The organism is Lysinibacillus sphaericus (genome assembly GCF_002982115.1).
In the GTDB taxonomy this organism is placed as follows: Bacteria; Bacillota; Bacilli; order Bacillales_A; family Planococcaceae; genus Lysinibacillus; species Lysinibacillus sphaericus.
Genome location: NZ_CP019980.1, coordinates 3,205,536 through 3,228,485 on the forward strand (window position 1 = coordinate 3,205,536; position 22,950 = coordinate 3,228,485).

Annotated in this window: 3 protein-coding genes; all 3 read right to left on the reverse strand. The window is 30.1% G+C overall.

From position 1 onward, the window contains the following. Nucleotides 1–605: 605 nt before the first annotated feature. Genes LS41612_RS16105 through LS41612_RS16115 form a run of 3 tightly spaced genes read right to left on the reverse strand, consistent with a single transcriptional unit; the run spans nucleotide 606 to nucleotide 22,932 of the window. Nucleotides 606–1,253 carry a DUF6875 domain-containing protein gene (locus tag LS41612_RS16105; protein WP_024362423.1) on the reverse strand — a complete coding sequence of 216 codons (648 nt, stop codon included), beginning with the start codon at nucleotides 1,251–1,253 and terminating at the stop codon, nucleotides 606–608. Between the two features lie 30 nt (nucleotides 1,254–1,283). After that, nucleotides 1,284–10,802 (reverse strand): non-ribosomal peptide synthetase, encoded by a 9,519-nt coding sequence (locus tag LS41612_RS16110; RefSeq protein WP_105928917.1) that lies wholly within the window; start codon nucleotides 10,800–10,802, stop codon nucleotides 1,284–1,286. 22 nt (nucleotides 10,803–10,824) lie between these two features. Further along, on the reverse strand, nucleotides 10,825–22,932 hold the full coding sequence (locus LS41612_RS16115) for a non-ribosomal peptide synthetase (protein WP_105928918.1): 12,108 nt from the start codon (nucleotides 22,930–22,932) through the stop codon (nucleotides 10,825–10,827). Between the last annotated feature and the right edge of the window lie 18 nt (nucleotides 22,933–22,950).

Below are 22,950 nucleotides of genomic sequence, written 5' to 3' on the forward strand. Positions count from 1 at the left end.
GGTTGATGAAGACAATTCAAAACTTACAATTAAAAGACTGCAAATGGAACTCTTTAACATAATGAAGAAATTAATTTAGGAATGTCTTCCACTATCAAACAAAAATCCATTAGTAGCTTTTTCTTGAATTTATTTCTTCAAGCAAAATGGGATTTTAAGCACTTACTCCTATCAACATGAACCTCTTCACGTTTTAATAGAAAGATTAAATCAAACAAACATTTAATATTTCTCTTTTAGGTATTAAAGTAACATTAAAAAGGGACTATGGGATGGGTGTTCCTTCTCGAAATTTACAAATAACTTGAGGTTTTCCTTCTTCAGTATGAACGCTTTCTTATTAGCTATTGAATCTGCCAATATTTCAGCCTTATACGGTGAATCAATATCCAATTTAATTTCATATTTACACTTATACAGACGTTCAGGATTAATAATGGGACTTGACATAAAAGAGTTGGACGAATATAAAATAAAACGGTAGCCTATGATGTTCCTTCTGGCAACCGTTTTATTTTTTTAATATAAAATTTTCTTTTTATTTTACATCAACTATTAAAACAAATGGTTCTAAAAACATTCCACTATGCGACCGAACTAAAAATCTATTGAGAGGCTAAACTATTTGAAGTATCTTTAATAGCATTATCGATTATTTTCAGTTCACTTTCCTTTAAGTTATTTTTGAAAACATCCTTATATCCCTTTAAAAATTTCAACTTATCTGTAGAATTTCTTTCATTTATAAAAAACGTGTAATCTTCTTTAACAAGATTTCTTATGGCTATCATCGGTACTTCACTTACTACAGGATAAAATTTTGAGTTGTATAATCCTTTCTTCATATTGCTAGGATAAAATTCCCCAATCATTATTCCTTGATAAATAAATTCCGGCTTAAGTTCCTGATGAAGCTTTTTTAATATATTATCTAAAGGTTTATTTGATAAAAAAATAATTAATAATGATTTGTATTTTTCTAAGTATTCTTCCTTTATTTTAATTTTTTTAAAATTTTGTACACCCTCTATAATTATATCTTTTACTTCATTTTCATTTACTTCCATCCGATCAATTATAGAACAAAAAATAGCTTCCTCCTGTAAAGCTTTTGGAAGAAAGGGGCAAATAGCCCCCTTTGCACCTTTTTCTGGATGAGGTCGTGCACAAAAATCTAAATATTCTATAGCCGTATCTATTTCTTTTCGGTTATAATTATCTTTAACAAATTTTAAATTTAACAACTTGTTCAATGCATTTCCCCCAATTACTTTTATGATCCCTTAATATTTCCCCAATATTTTCTGTATCACTTCTGTATTTTTAATAATGTTATAGCTATTAAACATCTCTTTATGTTCACCATAACCTTTATGTTCTGTGAATTTTTTTGTGTATCCTTCCCATTTTATAAGCTTCTTATCAATATCGTAGTTGTTATTAGCATTAATTAGATGAATATCCGCATTAATATATGGTTTATTTATAGTATTGTTAAGAAACTTTATAAAAGATCTCATTTTTTTTCTAATATAAAAGTCTTCATCTTTTAACTGCTCTTTGATTAAAGCTGAGCCTAAGAATTTCCCCGAGTTTTCAACATAGTCGGTCATCGCATTTTCAATCTCAAATTCAATAGCCTCGGTAGATGCTTTTACAATATTGTTTAACGGTAATGAATCTAACATAACAATACAAGAAACAGATATACCTTTATTTTCCATAACTTTTGCTACCTCAAATGCTAAGTTACCACCAGCTGAATAACTAAGAAAAATAAAAGGTGATTTATCTTGAATTTTTTTTAGCTTTTCAATAATATCCATAATATTTATATTTTCTTCAGGTATATCAAGCGCATACAATGAAAATTTATTATTTAATAGCTCAGCCATTTTTGAATAAATCATTCCTAAACCAATTATAGGAGGAAAACATATAATATTTTTCTTCTTTGGATTATTAAGACGAGTTAATTCGACCAGGCTACTCTTCGTGACTTTATTACTTTTCTCCGCTATAATTTTAGCAATCATTTGAACATTAGGGTTATTGAAGATTAATTGGACCGGTATATCAAATTTAAATTCTTTTCTTAACCAATTAACAAAAGTTACTATTTTTAATGAGTTACCGCCCAAATCAAAAAAGTTATCATTCCTTCCAATATTTTCAACATTCAATATTTCTGACCAAATATTAGTAATCATTATTTCAATATCATTATTGGGTGGTATATATTTTTTATTTTCAAACTTTTTATTAGGAATTGGTAAAGATTTTTTTTCTATTTTGCCATTCTTACTTAAAGGCAATGATTTTAAAAGCACAAAAGAATCCGGAATCATATATTTAGGCAAATGTAAATATAAATAGTTTTTTAATTGTTTAATATCTATTTCATATTTACTCTCTATATAGGCACAAAAGAACTCATCACCAGTTTCATTCGATCCGATATTAACTACAACATTATCTATTCCATCATACCCCAATATAAAAGTCTCAATTTCCCCAAGCTCGATCCTATATCCGCTAATTTTTACTTGATTATCTTTTCTTCCTATAAATTCAATATTCCCATCTTTTAATTTTCTTACTAAATCCCCTGTTTTATAAAGTCTACTATGTTTATTAAACGGATTTGGAATAAACTTCTCTTCAGTAAGGTTTATATTGTTTAAATACCCCCTTGCTATACCTTCGCCTTCAATATAAAGCTCACCAATTACTCCTACCGGTTGCTTTTGTAAATATCGATTTAAAACATATGTTTTTGTATTAGGAAAGGCTTTACCAATTGGTACATAATTACATTCTTTATTCGCAATGCTATTACCCTCATAAAATAAAGAATCAATAGTAGTTTCTGTTGTACCATAAGTATTAAATATCCTTATATTCCCGCCAAATCTTTGAATAATAATTTTAAAATCAGGCATAGGACATACATCAGAACCAAATATAATAATTTTCATAAAACTAACATCGACTTTATTTTCATAAATATATTGTAATAAGGGAATTAATAATTTTGGCGTAGATTCAAGTATATTAATCTTGTTATTTACTATTAATTGTGAAAGTAATTTAAAATCAAGAATAGTATCTGTTGAACATAATATTAACTGACCACCAAACAACAGTGTTCTTGCAAGATCACCTGCAAAAACATCAAAAGAAAAACTAGCTAATTGTAATAGTTTCACATCAAATTCTTGGAGTTTATATATATTGTTCCAACTATAAGCTATGCTTAAGTAATTTTTGTGACTAATCATTACCCCTTTAGGTTTTCCCGTAGAACCTGAAGTATAAATTACATAGACTAAATCATCTTTGTTAACTGATATATTTAGGTTACAACTATTACCTTTAAATAAACTTTCCTCATCTAAATCGATCTTTTGTTGATTATTTATTAAATGATAATAATTTTTATTAGTTAATATTATTTCAGCACCACAATCATCAATTATAGATGTAATTCTTTCCAATGGAGTAGTAGGGTCAATAGGAACGTACGCTCCTCCAGCTTTCAAAACACCTAAAATTCCAACAATCATTCCCAAGGATTTATCAGCAATGATACCAACAATAGTATCAGAATTTACATCTAAGCTTACTAATTTCCTTGCTAATTGATTTGACTTTTTGTTCAATTCATCATAAGTCAAAGTTTCTTCTCCACATACTACAGCAATTTTATTGGGAGTCTTAGATACTTGTTGTTCAAAAATTTCATGAAACACTTTTTCAGTAAAACTCGACAAAAAATCTTTATTTATGCAATCTTCCCCTTCTTCCTCAATATTTTCAATGATGTTAATCTGCGATATTTTATTTGAACTATTTTGAGTAACATTATATAAAATTTGGATAAAGTGATTTTTTAAACTTTCAATAATTTCAATATCAAATAAACTGGTTGCATACTCAATATTTAAAGTTAATTGACTATCTTTTTCTTCGATAGTAAATGTTAAATCAAACTTTGAGGTCGTATTTGTGAGCTCATAGGGACTTACATGTGTATCTCCTAATTCAAAAGGAACTATACTTTCAACATGCTGTAAATCAAACATTGTGTCAAAAAGTGGATTCCTACTTAAATCCCGTTTCAGCTCTAACTTCTCTACTAAAACATCATACGGATAATCTTGGTTTTCAAGTGCTTCTAATGTATCTCTTTTCACTTCTTCAACCAATTGTAAGAAAGTCTTTTCTCCTCGCGGATATGTTCGAATCGCTACTGTATTCACAAACATCCCCATTATATCTTTTACGTCCGCATGAGTTCTTCCTGATACTGGCGTACCAATAATAATATCTTCTTGTCCTGTATATTTTGCCAATAAAATTGAATATGCAGCTAAAAGTGTTGTATAAAGCGTCGAATTTGTTCTATGCGCAAGATTCTTTAATCCTTCTGTTAATTCACTATCTATATTAAATGAAATACTGGACCCTTTAAATGTTTGAACTGGTGGTCTCTGATAATCTGTAGGCAATTCTAATATAGGGATTTCGCCATCAAATTTGTCAAGCCAGTACGTTTCTTGTTGCTTCAATTTATCTGTTTGATATTGTTCGTTTTGCCATGCTGTATAATCTTTATATTGAATTGCCAATGCTGGTAATTCATTACCTTCATAAAATTCTTTCAATTCCTTAGTTAAAATATTGATTGATATCCCATCTGATATTATATGATGCATATCAAACAATAACATATGTTTATCTAAACCTATGTTCCATACCTCAACACGTAGTAAAGGGGCTATGCTTAAATCAAATGGTTTTATAAATTGCTTAATTTTCTCCGAAATTTCTATCTCAGCACATTTATTGTACTGTAAATCTAATTCGGCTGATTGGTGAATCTCTTGTATTGGTTCACCATCTAACCAACTAAAGGAAGTCCTTAAGGACTCGTGTCTAATAATTAGTTTCTTAAATGCCTCGTGTAACTGTTCTAGATCTAAGTTTCCTTCTAATATGAACGCTCCTGGCATATTATAAGTAACACTAGTAGATTCAAGTTGATTTATAATTAGCAATCTTTTTTGCGCTGATGATGTGGCATAATAATCCTGTTCCTTTACTGGTAATATAGGCATGTAGTGCTCTTTAACTTTTTTTTCGATAATTTGACTGATTGATTCAATCGTCGGATTCTCAAAAAGCTCTTGCAGTGTAATTGAAACATGTAAAGACTTACTAATAAATGATATAAGACTTATAGCTTTTAAAGAATGTCCTCCTAAACTGAAAAAATCATCATTAATTCCAAATTTATCTATTTTAAGAATATTAGACCAAATTTTCACAAGTTGTTTCTCTATATCTGTTCTTGGAGCCATATAATTCGTTTCATCATTTATAATGTCAGTAGGATCCGGTAAATTCTTTCTATCTACTTTTCCATTAGTAGTGAGCGGTAGTTTTTCTAATTGGATGAATCGCGTCGGAATCATATAACTCGGTAGTACTTGGCCCAATTCTACTTTTAATTCAGCTACATGTAATTTCTTATCTGATACTACATATGCACATAAATACCTTGTCCCCATTGCATCTTTCGGTGCAGTTACTACGGCTTCTTTTATTTGAGAAATTCTCGTTAAGCGACTCTCTATTTCATCGAGTTCTATCCTATATCCTCGAATCTTCACCTGATTATCAATTCTACCTAAATACTCAATATTACCGTCAGGTAACCACTTAGCTAAATCCCCAGTTCTATACATTCTTTCTCCTGGATTAAATGGATCTGGTAAAAATTTTTCAGCTGTCATTTCTGGCTGATTTAAATAACCTCTTGCAACTCCTGCTCCACTTATATAGAGTTCTCCTGCAACACCTATTGGTGTCATTTGTTTAGTTGAAGTTAAAATATATATTTTTATATTTGAAATAGGTTTTCCAATAGGTATACTTACTAGTTTCTTGTCATTTGTACAATTATAATAAGTGACATCTACAGTTGCTTCTGTAGGTCCATATAAGTTCGAAAGCTGGACAGAATAAACATTACCAATTAATTGATAAAATAAATTAACATGAGCACTATTTAATGATTCACCACTAGTAAATACATGATTTAATGATTTTAAATTCCATTGTTTTGAACTACTTTGTAAATAATTAATGAAACTTTGAAGCATTGATGGTACGAAGTGTATTTTTGTAATTTTATGTCGCTCGATTGTTTGTAAAATAGATTCAGGATTTTTCTCCCCATCTGGAGTTAAAAACACAACTTTAGCTCCTACAAAAAACCACCAAAATAATTCCCACACTGAGACATCAAATGTAAATGGAGTTTTTTGTAAAATTACATCTGATTCGGCTAAAAAGTATTCTCGTTGCATCCAAAATAACCTATTAATAACTGAATGATGTTCAACCATTACTCCTTTAGGTATTCCTGTAGAACCTGAAGTATAAATAATATATGCAAGAGTTTTTCCCGTAATATTATAATTTGGATTAGATGTCTCTTGTTTATATATTTCACTATCATCTAGTGTAATTATTGATACATTGTTTTCGCGTAATGTATTCTCTACATCCTTTTGACACAGTACCCATTGCGTATTCGTATCTTGAAGCATAAAATCTACTCTATCTTTGGGGTATGTTTTATCAATTGGTAAATATGCACCGCCTGCCTTTAATACTCCTAGAATACTAATCATCATTTCTAACGAGCGGTCCATCATTATCCCTACTATACTTTCTTCTTTAACACCTTTTTCTCTTAAATATCTAGCTAACTGATTTGCACGTTGATTTAATTCTTTGTAAGTGAGTTTATCCTGTTCATACACTACTGCTACTTGTTCAGGGGCCCTCTGGGCTTGTTCCTCAAAGATTTCATGGATTGTTTTTTCAAATGGATATGCTAAATCGGTGTTATTAAATTCCGATAGTAATTGCTGTTTCTCTTTTTCTGTAATTATATTTAACTGTGAAATTGAAACGGAGTGTTCATCAATTACTTTATTTAAAAGTTGAACATAATGATTGCTGACCTGTTTGATGGTTTCTGGATTAAATAAATCTTTCGCATATTCAATGTTTAAAATCAGTTGATTATCCTTTTCTTCAATAGTGAATGTTAAATCAAACTTAGCTGTCATATTGTCAAATGGATAAGGAATCCCTTCAATTTCTCCGAGTCGAATCAAATCAACACGTTCTACATTTTGTACAGTGAACATTGTGTCAAAAAGTGGGTTCCTACTCAAATCCCGTTTCAGCTCTAACTTCTCTACTAAAACATCATACGGGTAATCTTGGTTTTCAAGTGCTTCTAATGTATCTCTTTTCACTTCTTCAACCAATTGTAAGAAAGTCTTTTCTCCTCGCGGATATGTTCGAATCGCTACTGTATTCACAAACATCCCCATTATATCTTTTGCGTCCGCATGAGTTCTTCCTGATACTGGCGTACCAATAATAATATCTTCTTGTCCTGTATATTTTGCCAATAAAATTGAATATGCAGCTAAAAGTGTTGTATAAAGCGTCGAATTTGTTCTATGCGCAAGATTCTTTAATCCTTCTGTTAATTCACTATCTATATTAAATGAAATACTGGACCCTTTAAATGTTTGAACTGGTGGTCTCTGATAATCTGTAGGCAATTCTAATATAGGGATTTCGCCATCAAATTTGTCAAGCCAGTACGTTTCTTGTTGCTTCAATTTATCTGTTTGATATTGTTCGTTTTGCCATGCTGTATAATCTTTATATTGAATTGCCAATGCTGGTAATTCATTACCTTCATAAAATTCTTTCAATTCCTTAGTTAAAATATTGATTGATATCCCATCTGATATTATATGATGCATATCAAACAATAACATATGTTTATCTAAACCTATGTTCCATACCTCAACACGTAGTAAAGGGGCTATGCTTAAATCAAATGGTTTTATAAATTGCTTAATTTTCTCCGAAATTTCTATCTCAGCACATTTATTGTACTGTAAATCTAATTCGGCTGATTGGTGAATCTCTTGTATTGGTTCACCATCTAACCAACTAAAGGAAGTCCTTAAGGACTCGTGTCTAATAATTAGTTTCTTAAATGCCTCGTGTAACTGTTCTAGATCTAAGTTTCCTTCTAATATGAACGCTCCTGGCATATTATAAGTAACACCTATAGATTCAAGTTGATTTATAATTAGCAATCTTTTTTGGGCTGATGATGCGGCATAATAATCCTGTTCCTTTACTGGTAATATAGGCATGTAGTGCTCTTTAACTTTTTTTTCGATAATTTGACTGATTGATTCAATCGTCGGATTTTCAAATATTTCCTTCAAAGCAAGAGTTATATGTAATTTTTTACCTATTTTAGCCATAAAAGCGGTAGCTTTTAAAGAATGTCCTCCTAAATCAAAGAAATTATCTGTAATCCCTATTTTCTCGATTTGAAGCACATCTGACCAAATCTCCACAAGTTGTTTCTCTATATCTGTTCTTGGAGCCATATAATTCGTTTCATCATTTATAATGTCAGTAGGATCCGGTAAATTCTTTCTATCTACTTTTCCATTAGTAGTGAGCGGTAGTTTTGCTATTTGGATGAATCGCGTCGGAATCATATAGCTCGGTAACACTTGTCCCAACTCTACTTTTAATTCAGCTACATGTAATTTCTTATCTGATACTACATATGCACATAAATACCTTGTCCCCATTGCATCTTTCGGTGCAGTTACTACGGCTTCTTTTATTTGAGAAATTCCGGATAAACGACTCTCTACCTCACCAAGTTCGATTCTATATCCTCGAATCTTCACCTGATTATCAATTCTACCTAAATACTCAATATTACCATCAGGTAACCACTTAGCTAAATCCCCAGTTCTATACATTCTTTCTCCTGGATTAAATGGATCTGGTAAAAATTTTTCAGCTGTCATTTCTGGCTGATTTAAATAACCTCTTGCAACTCCTGCCCCACTTATATAGAGTTCTCCTGCAACACCTATTGGTGTCATTTGTTTAGTTGAAGTTAAAATATATATTTTTATATTTGAAATAGGTTTTCCAATAGGTATACTTACTAGTTTCTTGTCATTTGTACAATTATAATAAGTGACCTCTACAGTTGCTTCTGTAGGTCCATATAAGTTCGAAAGCTGGACAGAATAAACATTACCAATTAATTGATAAAATAAATTAACATGAGCACTATTTAATGATTCACCACTAGTAAATACATGATTTAATGATTTTAAATTCCATTGTTTTGAACTACTTTGTAAATAATTAATGAAACTTTGAAGCATTGATGGTACGAAGTGTATTTTTGTAATTTTATGTCGCTCGATTGTTTGTAAAATAGATTCAGGATTTTTCTCCCCATCTGGAGTTAAAAACACAACTTTAGCTCCTACAAAAAACCACCAAAATAATTCCCATACTGAGACATCAAATGTAAATGGAGTCTTCTGAAGAATTACTTCATTTTCGATTAAATTATATTGATTTTCCATCCAAAATAACCTATTGATAACTGAATGATGTTCAACCATTACTCCTTTAGGTATTCCTGTAGAACCTGAAGTATAAATAATATATGCAAGAGTTTTTCCCGTAATATTATAATTTGGATTAGATGTCTCTTGTTTATATATTTCACTATCATCTAGTGTAATTATTGATACATTGTTTTCGCGTAATGTATTCTCTACATCCTTTTGACACAGTACCCATTGCGTATTCGTATCTTGAAGCATAAAATCTACTCTATCTTTGGGGTATGTTTTATCAATTGGTAAATATGCACCGCCTGCCTTTAATACTCCTAGAATACTGATCATCATTTCTAATGAGCGGTCCATCATTATCCCTACTATACTTTCTTCTTTAACACCTTTTTCTCTTAAATATCTAGCTAACTGATTTGCACGTTGATTTAATTCTTTGTAAGTGAGTTTATCCTGTTCATACACTACTGCTACTTGTTCAGGGGCCCTCTGGGCTTGTTCCTCAAAGATTTCATGGATTGTTTTTTCAAATGGATATGCTAAATCGGTGTTATTAAATTCCGATAGTAATTGATGCCTTTCTTTGCCCCTTATAATATCTATATCTGATATTGTCAAATCTAGTTTATTTTCAATAATAAACTCCAAGAGATGTGATAAATAATCTGATAATTTACGTATTTGTAAATCATATAATTCATCGTTACTGTAATTAATCTCCAAAATCAAATTATGAGCTGATTTCTTAAACCTAAAAATTAAGTTAGAATGTAATTCATTTATAGAAAAACGTCCATGGCTATCTATGTTATCCAATAATACAAGTACATCTGATAATTTATTTCTTTCATTTTCAAAACCTAAGTCTTTTACTATTTTATTTAAAGGATAATCTTGGTTTTCATGAGCTTCGTGTAGTGATTTTTTTACTTCCCCTAAAACTTCTCTTAAATGCAAATTGTCATCAAGCACATCGTAAATAGGTAACAAGTTTTTTGTATTATAAGAAACTGTTGTAACAATACTATGTTTACTATCACTATACTTATATATTAATATTTTTATCATTGTCATTAATATAATATGTAATGTAAAATTGTTATTCTTGCTTACTTTATTTAATTCGTCTGAAACCTTAGTATCAAATACTACGTTATAAACTTTTCTATTGTTTTCATTAGATTTAGGCTTATCAAATGATAAGCCTAAATCTACCCCATTTCTTATACCATTCATTTTTTCTAGCCAATATCTTTTTTGGTTTAATATTTTTTTATTATATATTATTGTCAAAATTTTCCCCTCCAGCTAGAATTTAAAATTCAATCTCACTAAATATATTGTTAAAATTACTATTATTATTTATTTCCTCTTCTGTATCTAAATCGATATCGATAATAGATGAAGTAGATTCCACATGAATTTGAGTTATAAGCATTTCAAACAAGTTACTTAGTTTATTAATAGTTTTATGACTAAATAACGAATCATTGTATTCTAAAATGCACTCTAAATAATTATCAAAAGGTTTTATTATAAGTGATAAATCAAACTTAGATGTCTTATTATCAAGTTTATAATTATCTACCTTCATCTCACCTAAAATACGTATTTCTTCAATTTCTACATTTTGGAAAACAAACATTGTGTCAAAAAGTGGATTCCTACTCAAATCCCGTTTCAGCTCTAACTTCTCTACTAAAACATCATACGGGTAATCTTGGTTTTCAAGTGCTTCTAATGTATCTCTTTTCACTTCTTCAACCAATTGTAAGAAAGTCTTTTCTCCTCGCGGATATGTTCGAATCGCTACTGTATTCACAAACATCCCCATTATATCTTTTACGTCCGCATGAGTTCTTCCTGATACTGGCGTACCAATAATAATATCTTCTTGTCCTGTATATTTTGCCAATAAAATTGAATATGCAGCTAAAAGTGTTGTATAAAGCGTCGAATTTGTTCTATGCGCAAGATTCTTTAATCCTTCTGTTAATTCACTATCTATATTAAATGAAATACTGGACCCTTTAAATGTTTGAACTGGTGGTCTCTGATAATCTGTAGGCAATTCTAATATAGGGATTTCGCCATCAAATTTGTCAAGCCAGTACGTTTCTTGTTGCTTCAATTTATCTGTTTGATATTGTTCGTTTTGCCATGCTGTATAATCTTTATATTGAATTGCCAATGCTGGTAATTCATTACCTTCATAAAATTCTTTCAATTCCTTAGTTAAAATATTGATTGATATCCCATCTGATATTATATGATGCATATCAAACAATAACATATGTTTATCTAAACCTATGTTCCATACCTCAACACGTAGTAAAGGGGCTATGCTTAAATCAAATGGTTTTATAAATTGCTTAATTTTCTCCGAAATTTCTATCTCAGCACATTTATTGTACTGTAAATCTAATTCGGCTGATTGGTGAATCTCTTGTATTGGTTCACCATCTAACCAACTAAAGGAAGTCCTTAAGGACTCGTGTCTAATAATTAGTTTCTTAAATGCCTCGTGTAACTGTTCTAGATCTAAGTTTCCTTCTAATATGAACGCTCCTGGCATATTATAAGTAACACTAGTAGATTCAAGTTGATTTATAATTAGCAATCTTTTTTGCGCTGATGATGCGGCATAATAATCCTGTTCCTTTACTGGTAATATAGGCATGTAGTGCTCTTTAACTTTTTTTTCGATAATTTGACTGATTGATTTAATCGTTGGATTCTCAAATATTTCCTGTAACGTAATAGAAACATGTAGGTTTTTACTGATACGACTCGTAAGAATTGTAGCTTTTAAGGAATGTCCACCTACCTCAAAGAAGTTATCTAAAATACCTATTTTTCGAATTTGAAGAACATCTGACCAAATCTCCACAAGTTGTTTCTCTATATCTGTTCTTGGAGCCATATAGTTCGTTTCATCATCTATAGTCTCAGTAGGTTCTGGTAAATTCTTTCTATCTACTTTTCCATTAGTAGTGAGCGGTAGTTTTTCTAATTGGATGAATCGCGTCGGAATCATATAGCTCGGTAACACTTGGCCCAATTCTACTTTTAATTCAGCTACATGTAATTTCTTATCTGATACTACATATGCACATAAATACCTTGTCCCCATTGCATCTTTCGGTGCAGTTACTACGGCTTCTTTTATTTGAGAAATTCTCGTTAAGCGACTCTCTATTTCATCGAGTTCTATCCTATATCCTCGAATCTTCACCTGATTATCAATTCTACCTAAATACTCAATATTACCGTCAGGTAACCACTTAGCTAAATCCCCAGTTTTATACATTCTTTCTCCTGGATTAAATGGATCTGGTAAAAATTTTTCAGCTGTCATTTCTGGCTGATTTAAATAACCTCTTGCAACTCCTGCTCCACTTATATAAAGTTCACCTGGTATACCAATAGGTAATAATTGTTTATCTTGATTTAAAATATAAACATTTACATTGCTCAAAGGTTTACCTACATGTGGATTAACAATATCGTACTCGCAATTACTTAATGTAGCAGTAACAGTGGTCTCAGTTGGTCCATAGGAATTAATTAAATTTGTATAATCTGTTTTCCAGTCTCTTATTAATTTAGAAGTACACATATCTCCTCCTGCTAAAATTAATCTTAGACTAGGAAGTATGGTAGGCTCTAAATGAGAAAGAGATGAAGAAGGAATAGCTAATATTGATATTTTCTCATTATTAATCTTGTCAATTATTCTCGAATTTTCCATCAAGACTTCTGTTTCTTCCAAAACTAATGTAGCTCCGGCTGAAAGTGTCATAAATATTTCAGATATAGAAACATCGAAACCTATTGAGCAAAATTGTAATACTTTATCTTTCTTAGTTATTTGGAATAAATTAATTTGGTTATTGATTAAATTCAATAAGTTACCATGTTCTACTATTACCCCTTTTGGAGTTCCTGTAGTACCAGAAGTATAGAGTATATAAGCAACATCTGAAGGTGAAATATTATTAAATTGCAATCCTTTTTCTGCATTAAAATCATTTATATCTAAAATTACAGTTTTAATTTTATTAATAAAAAGAGAATTATCATAATATTTTTGTGATGTTAAATAAAATTCAGCATGACTATCTTTTAAAATACTTTGTTTTCTGATGATAGGATTTTTCGGATCTATAGGTATATATATAGCCCCGATTTTTAAAATTGCTAATATTCCACTAATTAAATAAGGAGTTTTTTCCATACTTAATGCAATTTTGCTCCCCTTCTTTGCACCTTCACTTATTAGTAAACTAGCTATTCTAGTAGACATTTCATCTAATTCTTTATAAGAAATTGATTCCGTTTTATAACTAATTGCTATATTATTAGGACCTATTAATATTTGTTTAGCAAATAAGTCTAAAATTGTCTCGTTGCTATTTGTTTTCAAGATTGGCTTATTAAAATTCTTTAATATAACTTCTCGCTCATTATTACCAATAATTTCAATTTCTTTTATTAATAATGTAGGATCGTTACCTATCTGAATTAATATTTGTACAAATGCATTCATTATTGTTTCAATAAAACTTGTATTAAAAACAAAGCAATTATACGAGAACTTTACTTTTATCTCATCTTCTGGAATAACTATTATGTTCAAATTATAATTTGTCTGTTCTTGCCCACCTTTATAAATAAAATCAAAACTATTTTCAACGTTTGTTTTGCTATTATTTAAAGGATAGTTTTCAAATATCAATACATGATCTATTTTTACATTGTTATTTAAAATTTTTGATTGTAAATCATATAAAGGATAGTAATCATGTTCTGACTTGTCTATTGCCTCAGAATGATGTCTTTTTACTTGTTCTATGAATGAACTATTTTTATCTAATTTCGTTCGAACAGGAACTGTATTTATTAACAGACCAATAATTTCTCCAACTTGTTTTATTTCAGAAGACCTTCCTGATACAACAGTTCCAAACATAACATCGTCATTTAGTAAGAATTTAGATAATAAAACAGACCATGCCGTATGGAATAATGAACTTAACGTAACATTCATAGATTTTGCTAAATTTTTTAGTATGCTACTCTGTTTCCATGCCAATGATATTTCTTTTTCTTCTGATAAATATTGGTTATTATCTAACATTCCATACTTATTAGTTAAATTCTCCGCGTTACTATAATTCACTAAATAATTTTCCCAATAATTCTCTGTTCTATTGTGATCTTTTTCATCTAGCCATTCAATAAAAGAACTATAAGGTACTACGGAATTTGTTATTTGCTTATTGTTTAAGAGAGCGAAATAATTATTACTTAACTCCTTAAAGAATATTGGTAAACTCCACCCATCTAAAAGAATATGATGGAAGCTAAACACAAGTAGGTATTTAGCTTGTTCTTTTTTAAATAGAGAAATTTTCAACAATGCATCTTCAAATAAATCAAATTTATAATTATTATTTTCTGTTAATTTATATTGAATAAAACTATTTTGAGAGTTTTTATCTAAATGTGTTATATCTTCAAATTTGAGATATATCGGTCTATTTTTCAATACAACTTGCAAGTGTATATTATCTTTAGTTTCTATAAAAGATGTTCTGAATATTTGATGCTTATTAAATATTAGATTAAAACTTTCTTGTAGAATTCTTATGTTTATATCGGAATTTATTTCAAAAGTATGCTGTTCTAAATAGCTTAAAGAATCTTTATTATATAAATAGTGGAACAGCATACCTTTTTGCATTGGTGTCAATGGATAAATGTTTTCTAATGCTGAAATATGTTTATATTTATTTTTTACTTCTTCTAAATCTTCTCGCGTTAACTTATCATAGTAGAAATCATTTTCTTCTATTTGATATTGGTTGGTACAGTAATTTATAACATACAATAAATTATCATTATATATATTTATTAAATCCTTTACTTCCTTTTTTGAGAGTACTGCCTTGTCATATTCAAAATTTATATTTAGTTTTCCTTCAATTATTAAACTAGTAATATCAAGCGTATACAAATTAAGACTATCTTGACTCAAATCATATCCTTTAAAAATATCCGAAATGGAAACGTCAATGTTTTCCCATTTATTTTTTAATTCATTATTTAAATTACTAAAGTCTCCTAAATAGTTGAAAGATATTTTTGGATTACAATTAAGATTGGATTTTTTATCCTTTAAATATTTTATTATTCCATAATTAAAACCCTTTTTCGGTATATTTCTTAACTGTTCTTTAGTTAAAGTAATATGATGTAACATATTTGTTGTATTACCATTTAATATTATTGGGAAAATGGATGTAAACCACCCAACAGTTCTTTGAATATTTAGATCACTTGATATTTCTTCTCTACCATGCCCTTCAATATTTATTAAAATTCTTTCTTGTTTCCAAACTTCATAGATAGATTTTGAAAGTATAGCTAATAATATTTCATTTAATGTGGTTTTAAAAAATTTATTGACTTTTTTTAGTAACAGTTCAGTATTTTTTTCTGATACTTGTATACTATACCTTTGATTATGTTTTCTAATCGAATTTTGTTTATTCGTCCCAAAAGGGAAATTTTCCAAACTTTTCGAATTACTTGAAATCTCTGTCCAGTAAGATATTTCATCAGAAAAATTATTATTAGCATAATCCTTCAATCTCTTTGTCCACTCTTGGAAGGAACTAGTTTTATCAGGGAAACTAATTTCTAAATGATTTGATAGACTATCATATGCAGAAAATAAATCTTCCAAAATGATTCGCCATGATACACCGTCAACAATTAGATGATGTATTACTATTAATAAAAAATCTCCTGCATGAGTCTTGAAAATGCATAGATTGATTAAAGGTCCATTCTCTAAATCTATACTACTTTGAATTTGACTAGCGTTTTTCTTAATAGTGTCTATAACATCATTATTACTTGAATAATACTCATAAAAATTAAATAATTTCCCTTCAGAAATTTTTCTATTAAATAATGAAGTCTTATTTTCTTCCTTATTTACTATAATTCTTAAAGCGTCATGATGCTTTATCACTTCTTCAAATGCTTTTATTAAGTTTGCTGTATTATAACCTTTATTAGAATATAACAAAATTGACTGATTAAAATGGTGTGGATTTGTAAACTTATTATTGAAAAACCAACTTTGGATTGGACTTAGGAATACATCCCCTGAAACTTCATCTTGTTTAATAATTTGTTGATTTGCTTTAATATTCAGTGCTAATTTCTCTATTGTAGGATTATTGAAAATATCTTTTAAAGATATTTTCAAACCTATTTCATTCAATTTTGAAGAAATTTGTATTGATTTAATTGAATCTCCACCTATATTAAAGAAATTATCATGGATTCCAATTTTATTTACATGAAGAACATCTGACCAAATCTCCACAAGTTGTTTCTCTATATCTGTTCTTGGAGCCATATAGTTCGTTTCATCATCTATAGTCTCAGTAGGTTCTGGTAAATTATTCCTATCTACTTTTCCATTAGTAGTGAGCGGTAGTTTTTCTAATTGGATGAATCGCGTCGGAATCATATAGCTCGGTAGTACTTGGCCCAACTCTACTTTTAATTCAGCTACATGTAATTTCTTATCTGATACTACATATGCACATAAATACCTTGTCCCCATTGCATCTTTCGGTGCAGTTACTACGGCTTCTTTTATTTGAGAAATTCCGGATAAACGACTCTCTACCTCACCAAGTTCGATTCTATATCCTCGAATCTTCACCTGATTATCAATTCTGCCTAAATACTCAATATTACCGTCAGGTAACCACTTAGCTAAATCCCCAGTTTTATACATTCTTTCTCCTGGATTAAATGGATCTGGTAAAAACTTTTCAGCTGTCATTTCTGGCTGATTTAAATAACCTCTTGCAACTCCTGCCCCACTTATATAGAGTTCTCCTGCAACACCTATTGGTGTTAACTGATTAGAGGAATGTGTTAAAATATACGCTGCTGTCTTGGCGACTGGTCTTCCTATTGGTAGGACACTACCATGATCCCAATCTATTAAAGGATAGTAAGTTGCAAAAACGGTTCCTTCTGTAGGTCCATACACATGTGTGATTCGCTCTGCTCCTAATTCTTCAACGCCTTTTTTAACATGTGCTAAAGAGGCTGTTTCCCCTCCAAATAGTATTTGTTTCATTTTAGATAAAGCTTTTAAAGAACGTTGATTTTCTATAAATGTATTAAATAAGGCTGTAGTAATAAAACAAATGCTTACTTTCTCATCTTCAATTATTTTTGAAATTTCATTTACTGTTAATTCAGTAGAAGGAAGTACTAGTTTCGAACCATTTAATAAAGAACCAAATATATCAAAAATTGAGCCGTCAAAAACTACATTGGATAACTGTAAAATACAATCATTTTCGTTTATATCTAAATATAAATTTTCTTTAGCAATTCTTATTACATTTAAATGTGTTGTCAAAATCCCTTTAGGTTTACCTGTAGTACCTGAAGTATAAATAATATATGCAAGAGTTTTTCCCGTAATATTATAATTTGGATTAGATGTCTCTTGTTTATATATTTCACTATCATCTAGTGTAATTATTGATACATTGTTTTCGCGTAATGTATTCTCTACATCCTTTTGACACAGTACCCATTGCGTATTCGTATCTTGAAGCATAAAATCTACTCTATCTTTGGGGTATGTTTTATCAATTGGTAAATATGCACCGCCTGCCTTTAATACTCCTAGAATACTAATCATCATTTCTAACGAGCGGTCCATCATTATCCCTACTATACTTTCTTCTTTAACACCTTTTTCTCTTAAATATCTAGCTAACTGATTTGCACGTTGATTTAATTCTTTGTAAGTGAGTTTATCCTGTTCATACACTACTGCTACTTGTTCAGGGGCCCTCTGGGCTTGTTCCTCAAAGATTTCATGGATTGTTTTTTCAAATGGATATGCTAAATCGGTGTTATTAAATTCCGATAGTAATTGCTGTTTTTCTTTTTCTGTAATTATATTTAACTGTGAAATTGAAACGGAGTGTTCATCAATTACTTTATTTAAAAGTTGAACATAATGATTGCTGACCTGTTTGATGGTTTCTGGATTAAATAAATCTTTCGCATATTCAATGTTTAAAATCAGTTGATTATCCTTTTCTTCAATAGTGAATGTTAAATCAAACTTAGCTGTCATATTGTCAAATGGATAAGGAATCCCTTCAATTTCTCCGAGTCGAATCAAATCAACACGTTCTACATTTTGTACAGTGAACATTGTGTCAAAAAGTGGGTTCCTACTCAAATCCCGTTTCAGCTCTAACTTCTCTACTAAAACATCATACGGGTAATCTTGGTTTTCAAGTGCTTCTAATGTATCTCTTTTCACTTCTTCAACCAATTGTAAGAAAGTCTTTTCTCCTCGCGGATATGTTCGAATCGCTACTGTATTCACAAACATCCCCATTATATCTTTTGCGTCCGCATGAGTTCTTCCTGATACTGGCGTACCAATAATAATATCTTCTTGTCCTGTATATTTTGCCAATAAAATTGAATATGCAGCTAAAAGTGTTGTATAAAGCGTCGAATTTGTTCTATGCGCAAGATTCTTTAATCCTTCTGTTAATTCACTATCTATATTAAATGAAATACTGGACCCTTTAAATGTTTGAACTGGTGGTCTCTGATAATCTGTAGGCAATTCTAATATAGGGATTTCGCCATCAAATTTGTCAAGCCAGTACGTTTCTTGTTGCTTCAATTTATCTGTTTGATATTGTTCATTTTGCCATGCTGTATAATCTTTATATTGAGTTGCCAATGCTGGTAATTCATTACCTTCATAAAATTCTTTCAATTCCTTAGTTAAAATATTGATTGATATCCCATCTGATATTATATGATGCATATCAAACAATAACATATGTTTATCTAAACCTATGTTCCATACCTCAACACGTAGTAAAGGGGCTATGCTTAAATCAAATGGTTTTATAAATTGCTTAATTTTCTCCGAAATTTCTATCTCAGCACATTTATTGTACTGTAAATCTAATTCGGCTGATTGGTGAATCTCTTGTATTGGTTCACCATCTAACCAACTAAAGGAAGTCCTTAAGGACTCGTGTCTAATAATTAGTTTCTTAAATGCCTCGTGTAACTGTTCTAGATCTAAGTTTCCTTCTAATATGAACGCTCCTGGCATATTATAAGTAACACCTATAGATTCAAGTTGATTTATAATTAGCAATCTTTTTTGGGCTGATGATGCGGCATAATAATCCTGTTCCTTTACTGGTAATATAGGCATGTAGTGCTCTTTAACTTTTTTTTCGATAATTTGACTGATTGATTTAATCGTTGGATTCTCAAATATTTCTTGTAACGTAATAGAAACATGTAGGTTTTTACTAATACGACTCGTAAGAATTGTAGCTTTTAAGGAATGTCCACCTACCTCAAAGAAGTTATCTAAAATACCTATTTTTCGAATTTGAAGAACATCTGACCAAATCTCCACAAGTTGTTTCTCTATATCTGTTCTTGGAGCCATATAGTTCGTTTCATCATCTATAGTCTCAGTAGGTTCTGGTAAATTCTTCCTATCTACTTTTCCATTAGTAGTGAGCGGTAGTTTTTCTAATTGGATGAATCGCGTCGGAATCATATAGCTCGGTAGTACTTGGCCCAACTCTACTTTTAATTCAGCTACATGTAATTTCTTATCTGATACTACATATGCACATAAATACCTTGTCCCCATTGCATCTTTCGGTGCAGTTACTACGGCTTCTTTTATTTGAGAAATTCCGGATAAACGACTCTCTACCTCACCAAGTTCGATTCTATATCCTCGAATCTTCACCTGATTATCAATTCTGCCTAAATACTCAATATTACCGTCAGGTAACCACTTAGCTAAATCCCCAGTTTTATACATTCTTTCTCCTGGATTAAATGGATCTGGTAAAAACTTTTCAGCTGTCATTTCTGGCTGATTTAAATAACCTCTTGCAACTCCTGCCCCACTTATATAGAGTTCTCCTGCAACACCTATTGGTGTTAACTGATTAGAGGAATGTGTTAAAATATACGCTGCTGTCTTGGCGACTGGTCTTCCTATTGGTAGGACACTACCATGATCCCAATCTATTAAAGGATAGTAAGTTGCAAAAACGGTTCCTTCTGTAGGTCCATACACATGTGTGATTCGCTCTGCTCCTAATTCTTCAACGCCTTTTTTAACATGTGCTAAAGAGGCTGTTTCCCCTCCAAATAGTATTTGTTTCATTTTAGATAAAGCTTTTAAAGAACGTTGATTTTCTATAAATGTATTAAATAAGGCTGTAGTAATAAAACAAATGCTTACTTTCTCATCTTCAATTATTTTTGAAATTTCATTTACTGTTAATTCAGTAGAAGGAAGTACTAGTTTCGAACCATTTAATAAAGAACCAAATATATCAAAAATTGAGCCGTCAAAAACTACATTGGATAACTGTAAAATACAATCATTTTCGTTTATATCTAAATATAAATTTTCTTTAGCAATTCTTATTACATTTAAATGTGTTGTCAAAATCCCTTTAGGTTTACCTGTAGTACCTGAAGTATAAATAATATATGCAAGAGTTTTTCCCGTAATATTATAATTTGGATTAGATGTCTCTTGTTTATATATTTCACTATCATCTAGTGTAATTATTGATACATTGTTTTCGCGTAATGTATTCTCTACATCCTTTTGACACAGTACCCATTGCGTTTTCGTATCTTGAAGCATAAAATCTACTCTATCTTTGGGATATGTTTTATCAATTGGTAAATATGCACCGCCTGCCTTTAATACTCCTAGAATACTGATCATCATTTCTAACGAGCGGTCCATCATTATCCCTACTATACTTTCTTCTTTAACACCTTTTTCTCTTAAATATCTAGCTAACTGATTTGCACGTTGATTTAATTCTTTGTAAGTGAGTTTATCCTGTTCATACACTACTGCTACTTGTTCAGGGGCCCTCTGGGCTTGTTCCTCAAAGATTTCATGGATTGTTTTTTCAAATGGATATGCTAAATCGGTGTTATTAAATTCCGATAGTAATTGTTGTTTTTCTTTTTCTGTAATTATATTTAGCTTAGAGACTGGAATTAAAAGCTCTTCGATTCCATTTGTTAAAATATTCATTAAACGTTTAAATAAACCTTCAATTTCATCCCTTGAAAATAAACTTCTTTTATAGTCTATATTTATTGTAATCTTACCTGTATCCAAATTATCTTTAATATGAATAACAATATCGTTTATTTCATGACCAGTTCCTAATGAATCCCCACTATACTGTAAGTTTTCGTATTTATTTAATCGAATTGGTTGATATTCTACTACGACACTAAATAATTTTTGGATATCAGGATTATTTTTTCTGAGTTCATCAATGAGTAAATTATAAGGATATTTTTGATGTCTTAGTATACTCTTCATTTTCTTTGAAATATTTTGCACACAATCAATAAAACTTTCATTAAATGTATAATTTAACCTTATAGGCACTGTACTAGCAAACATACCTAAAGCATCTTTTTCTATTTTTTTTGTTCTATTAGCAAAACTAGTTCCAATGACTATATCATTATTTGATGTATATTTTGACATTAGTATGTATAAAGAAGTTAAGAATAATGAAAATAAATCTTTATCATTTTCCTCACAAAACAGTCTTATATTTGATTTCAATGTTTCAGGAATTACGAAACTGAATCTATCTGCTTCAATATCGTCTTTATTATAGTTATATTTTTTAAATTCACTAAAATCCCCCAAATCATCGAGTTCATTTATCCAAAATTCCCTATCTTTTTTAAAGCGCGTAGAATTAATATAACTATCTTCTTCTAATAAATGATCAAGACAGTTTATACTTTTATGAAGATTATTAGACGTATTATCGATTAATCTATTATAATAATCCAGTATCTGATTTGATATCAGATTCATGGATATACCATCAGCTATAATATGATGAGCTTTACAAAGTAAGTAGTATTGATTATCTCCCTTTTTTAGCAAAGTAGCAAAAAATAATTCTGAGTCCACTAAATTAAATGGGCGGTGTGTAAATTCTTTAATCCAATCTTCAAAATTCTTTTTTGGCGACTCATAAAAGTTTTGAATTTCGATTTTTTTCTCTTCATATGGCATGCAAACTTGTCTTGGTTCGCCATCATCAGTTTCTATTATTTTCATTCTTAGAACATCGTTCGTTTTAAGTAGATGATTTATACTTTCGCACATTCTATTTATATCAATTTGTGAATGAAAAGTTAGTAAAAAAGATAAATTAGAGACACTTGTATTTGAATATCTCTTTTCTGTAATCCAAATTCTTTTTTGTGCATTAGTTAACGGAAAATTTTTTTCCATGAAGCAATAACAACCTTT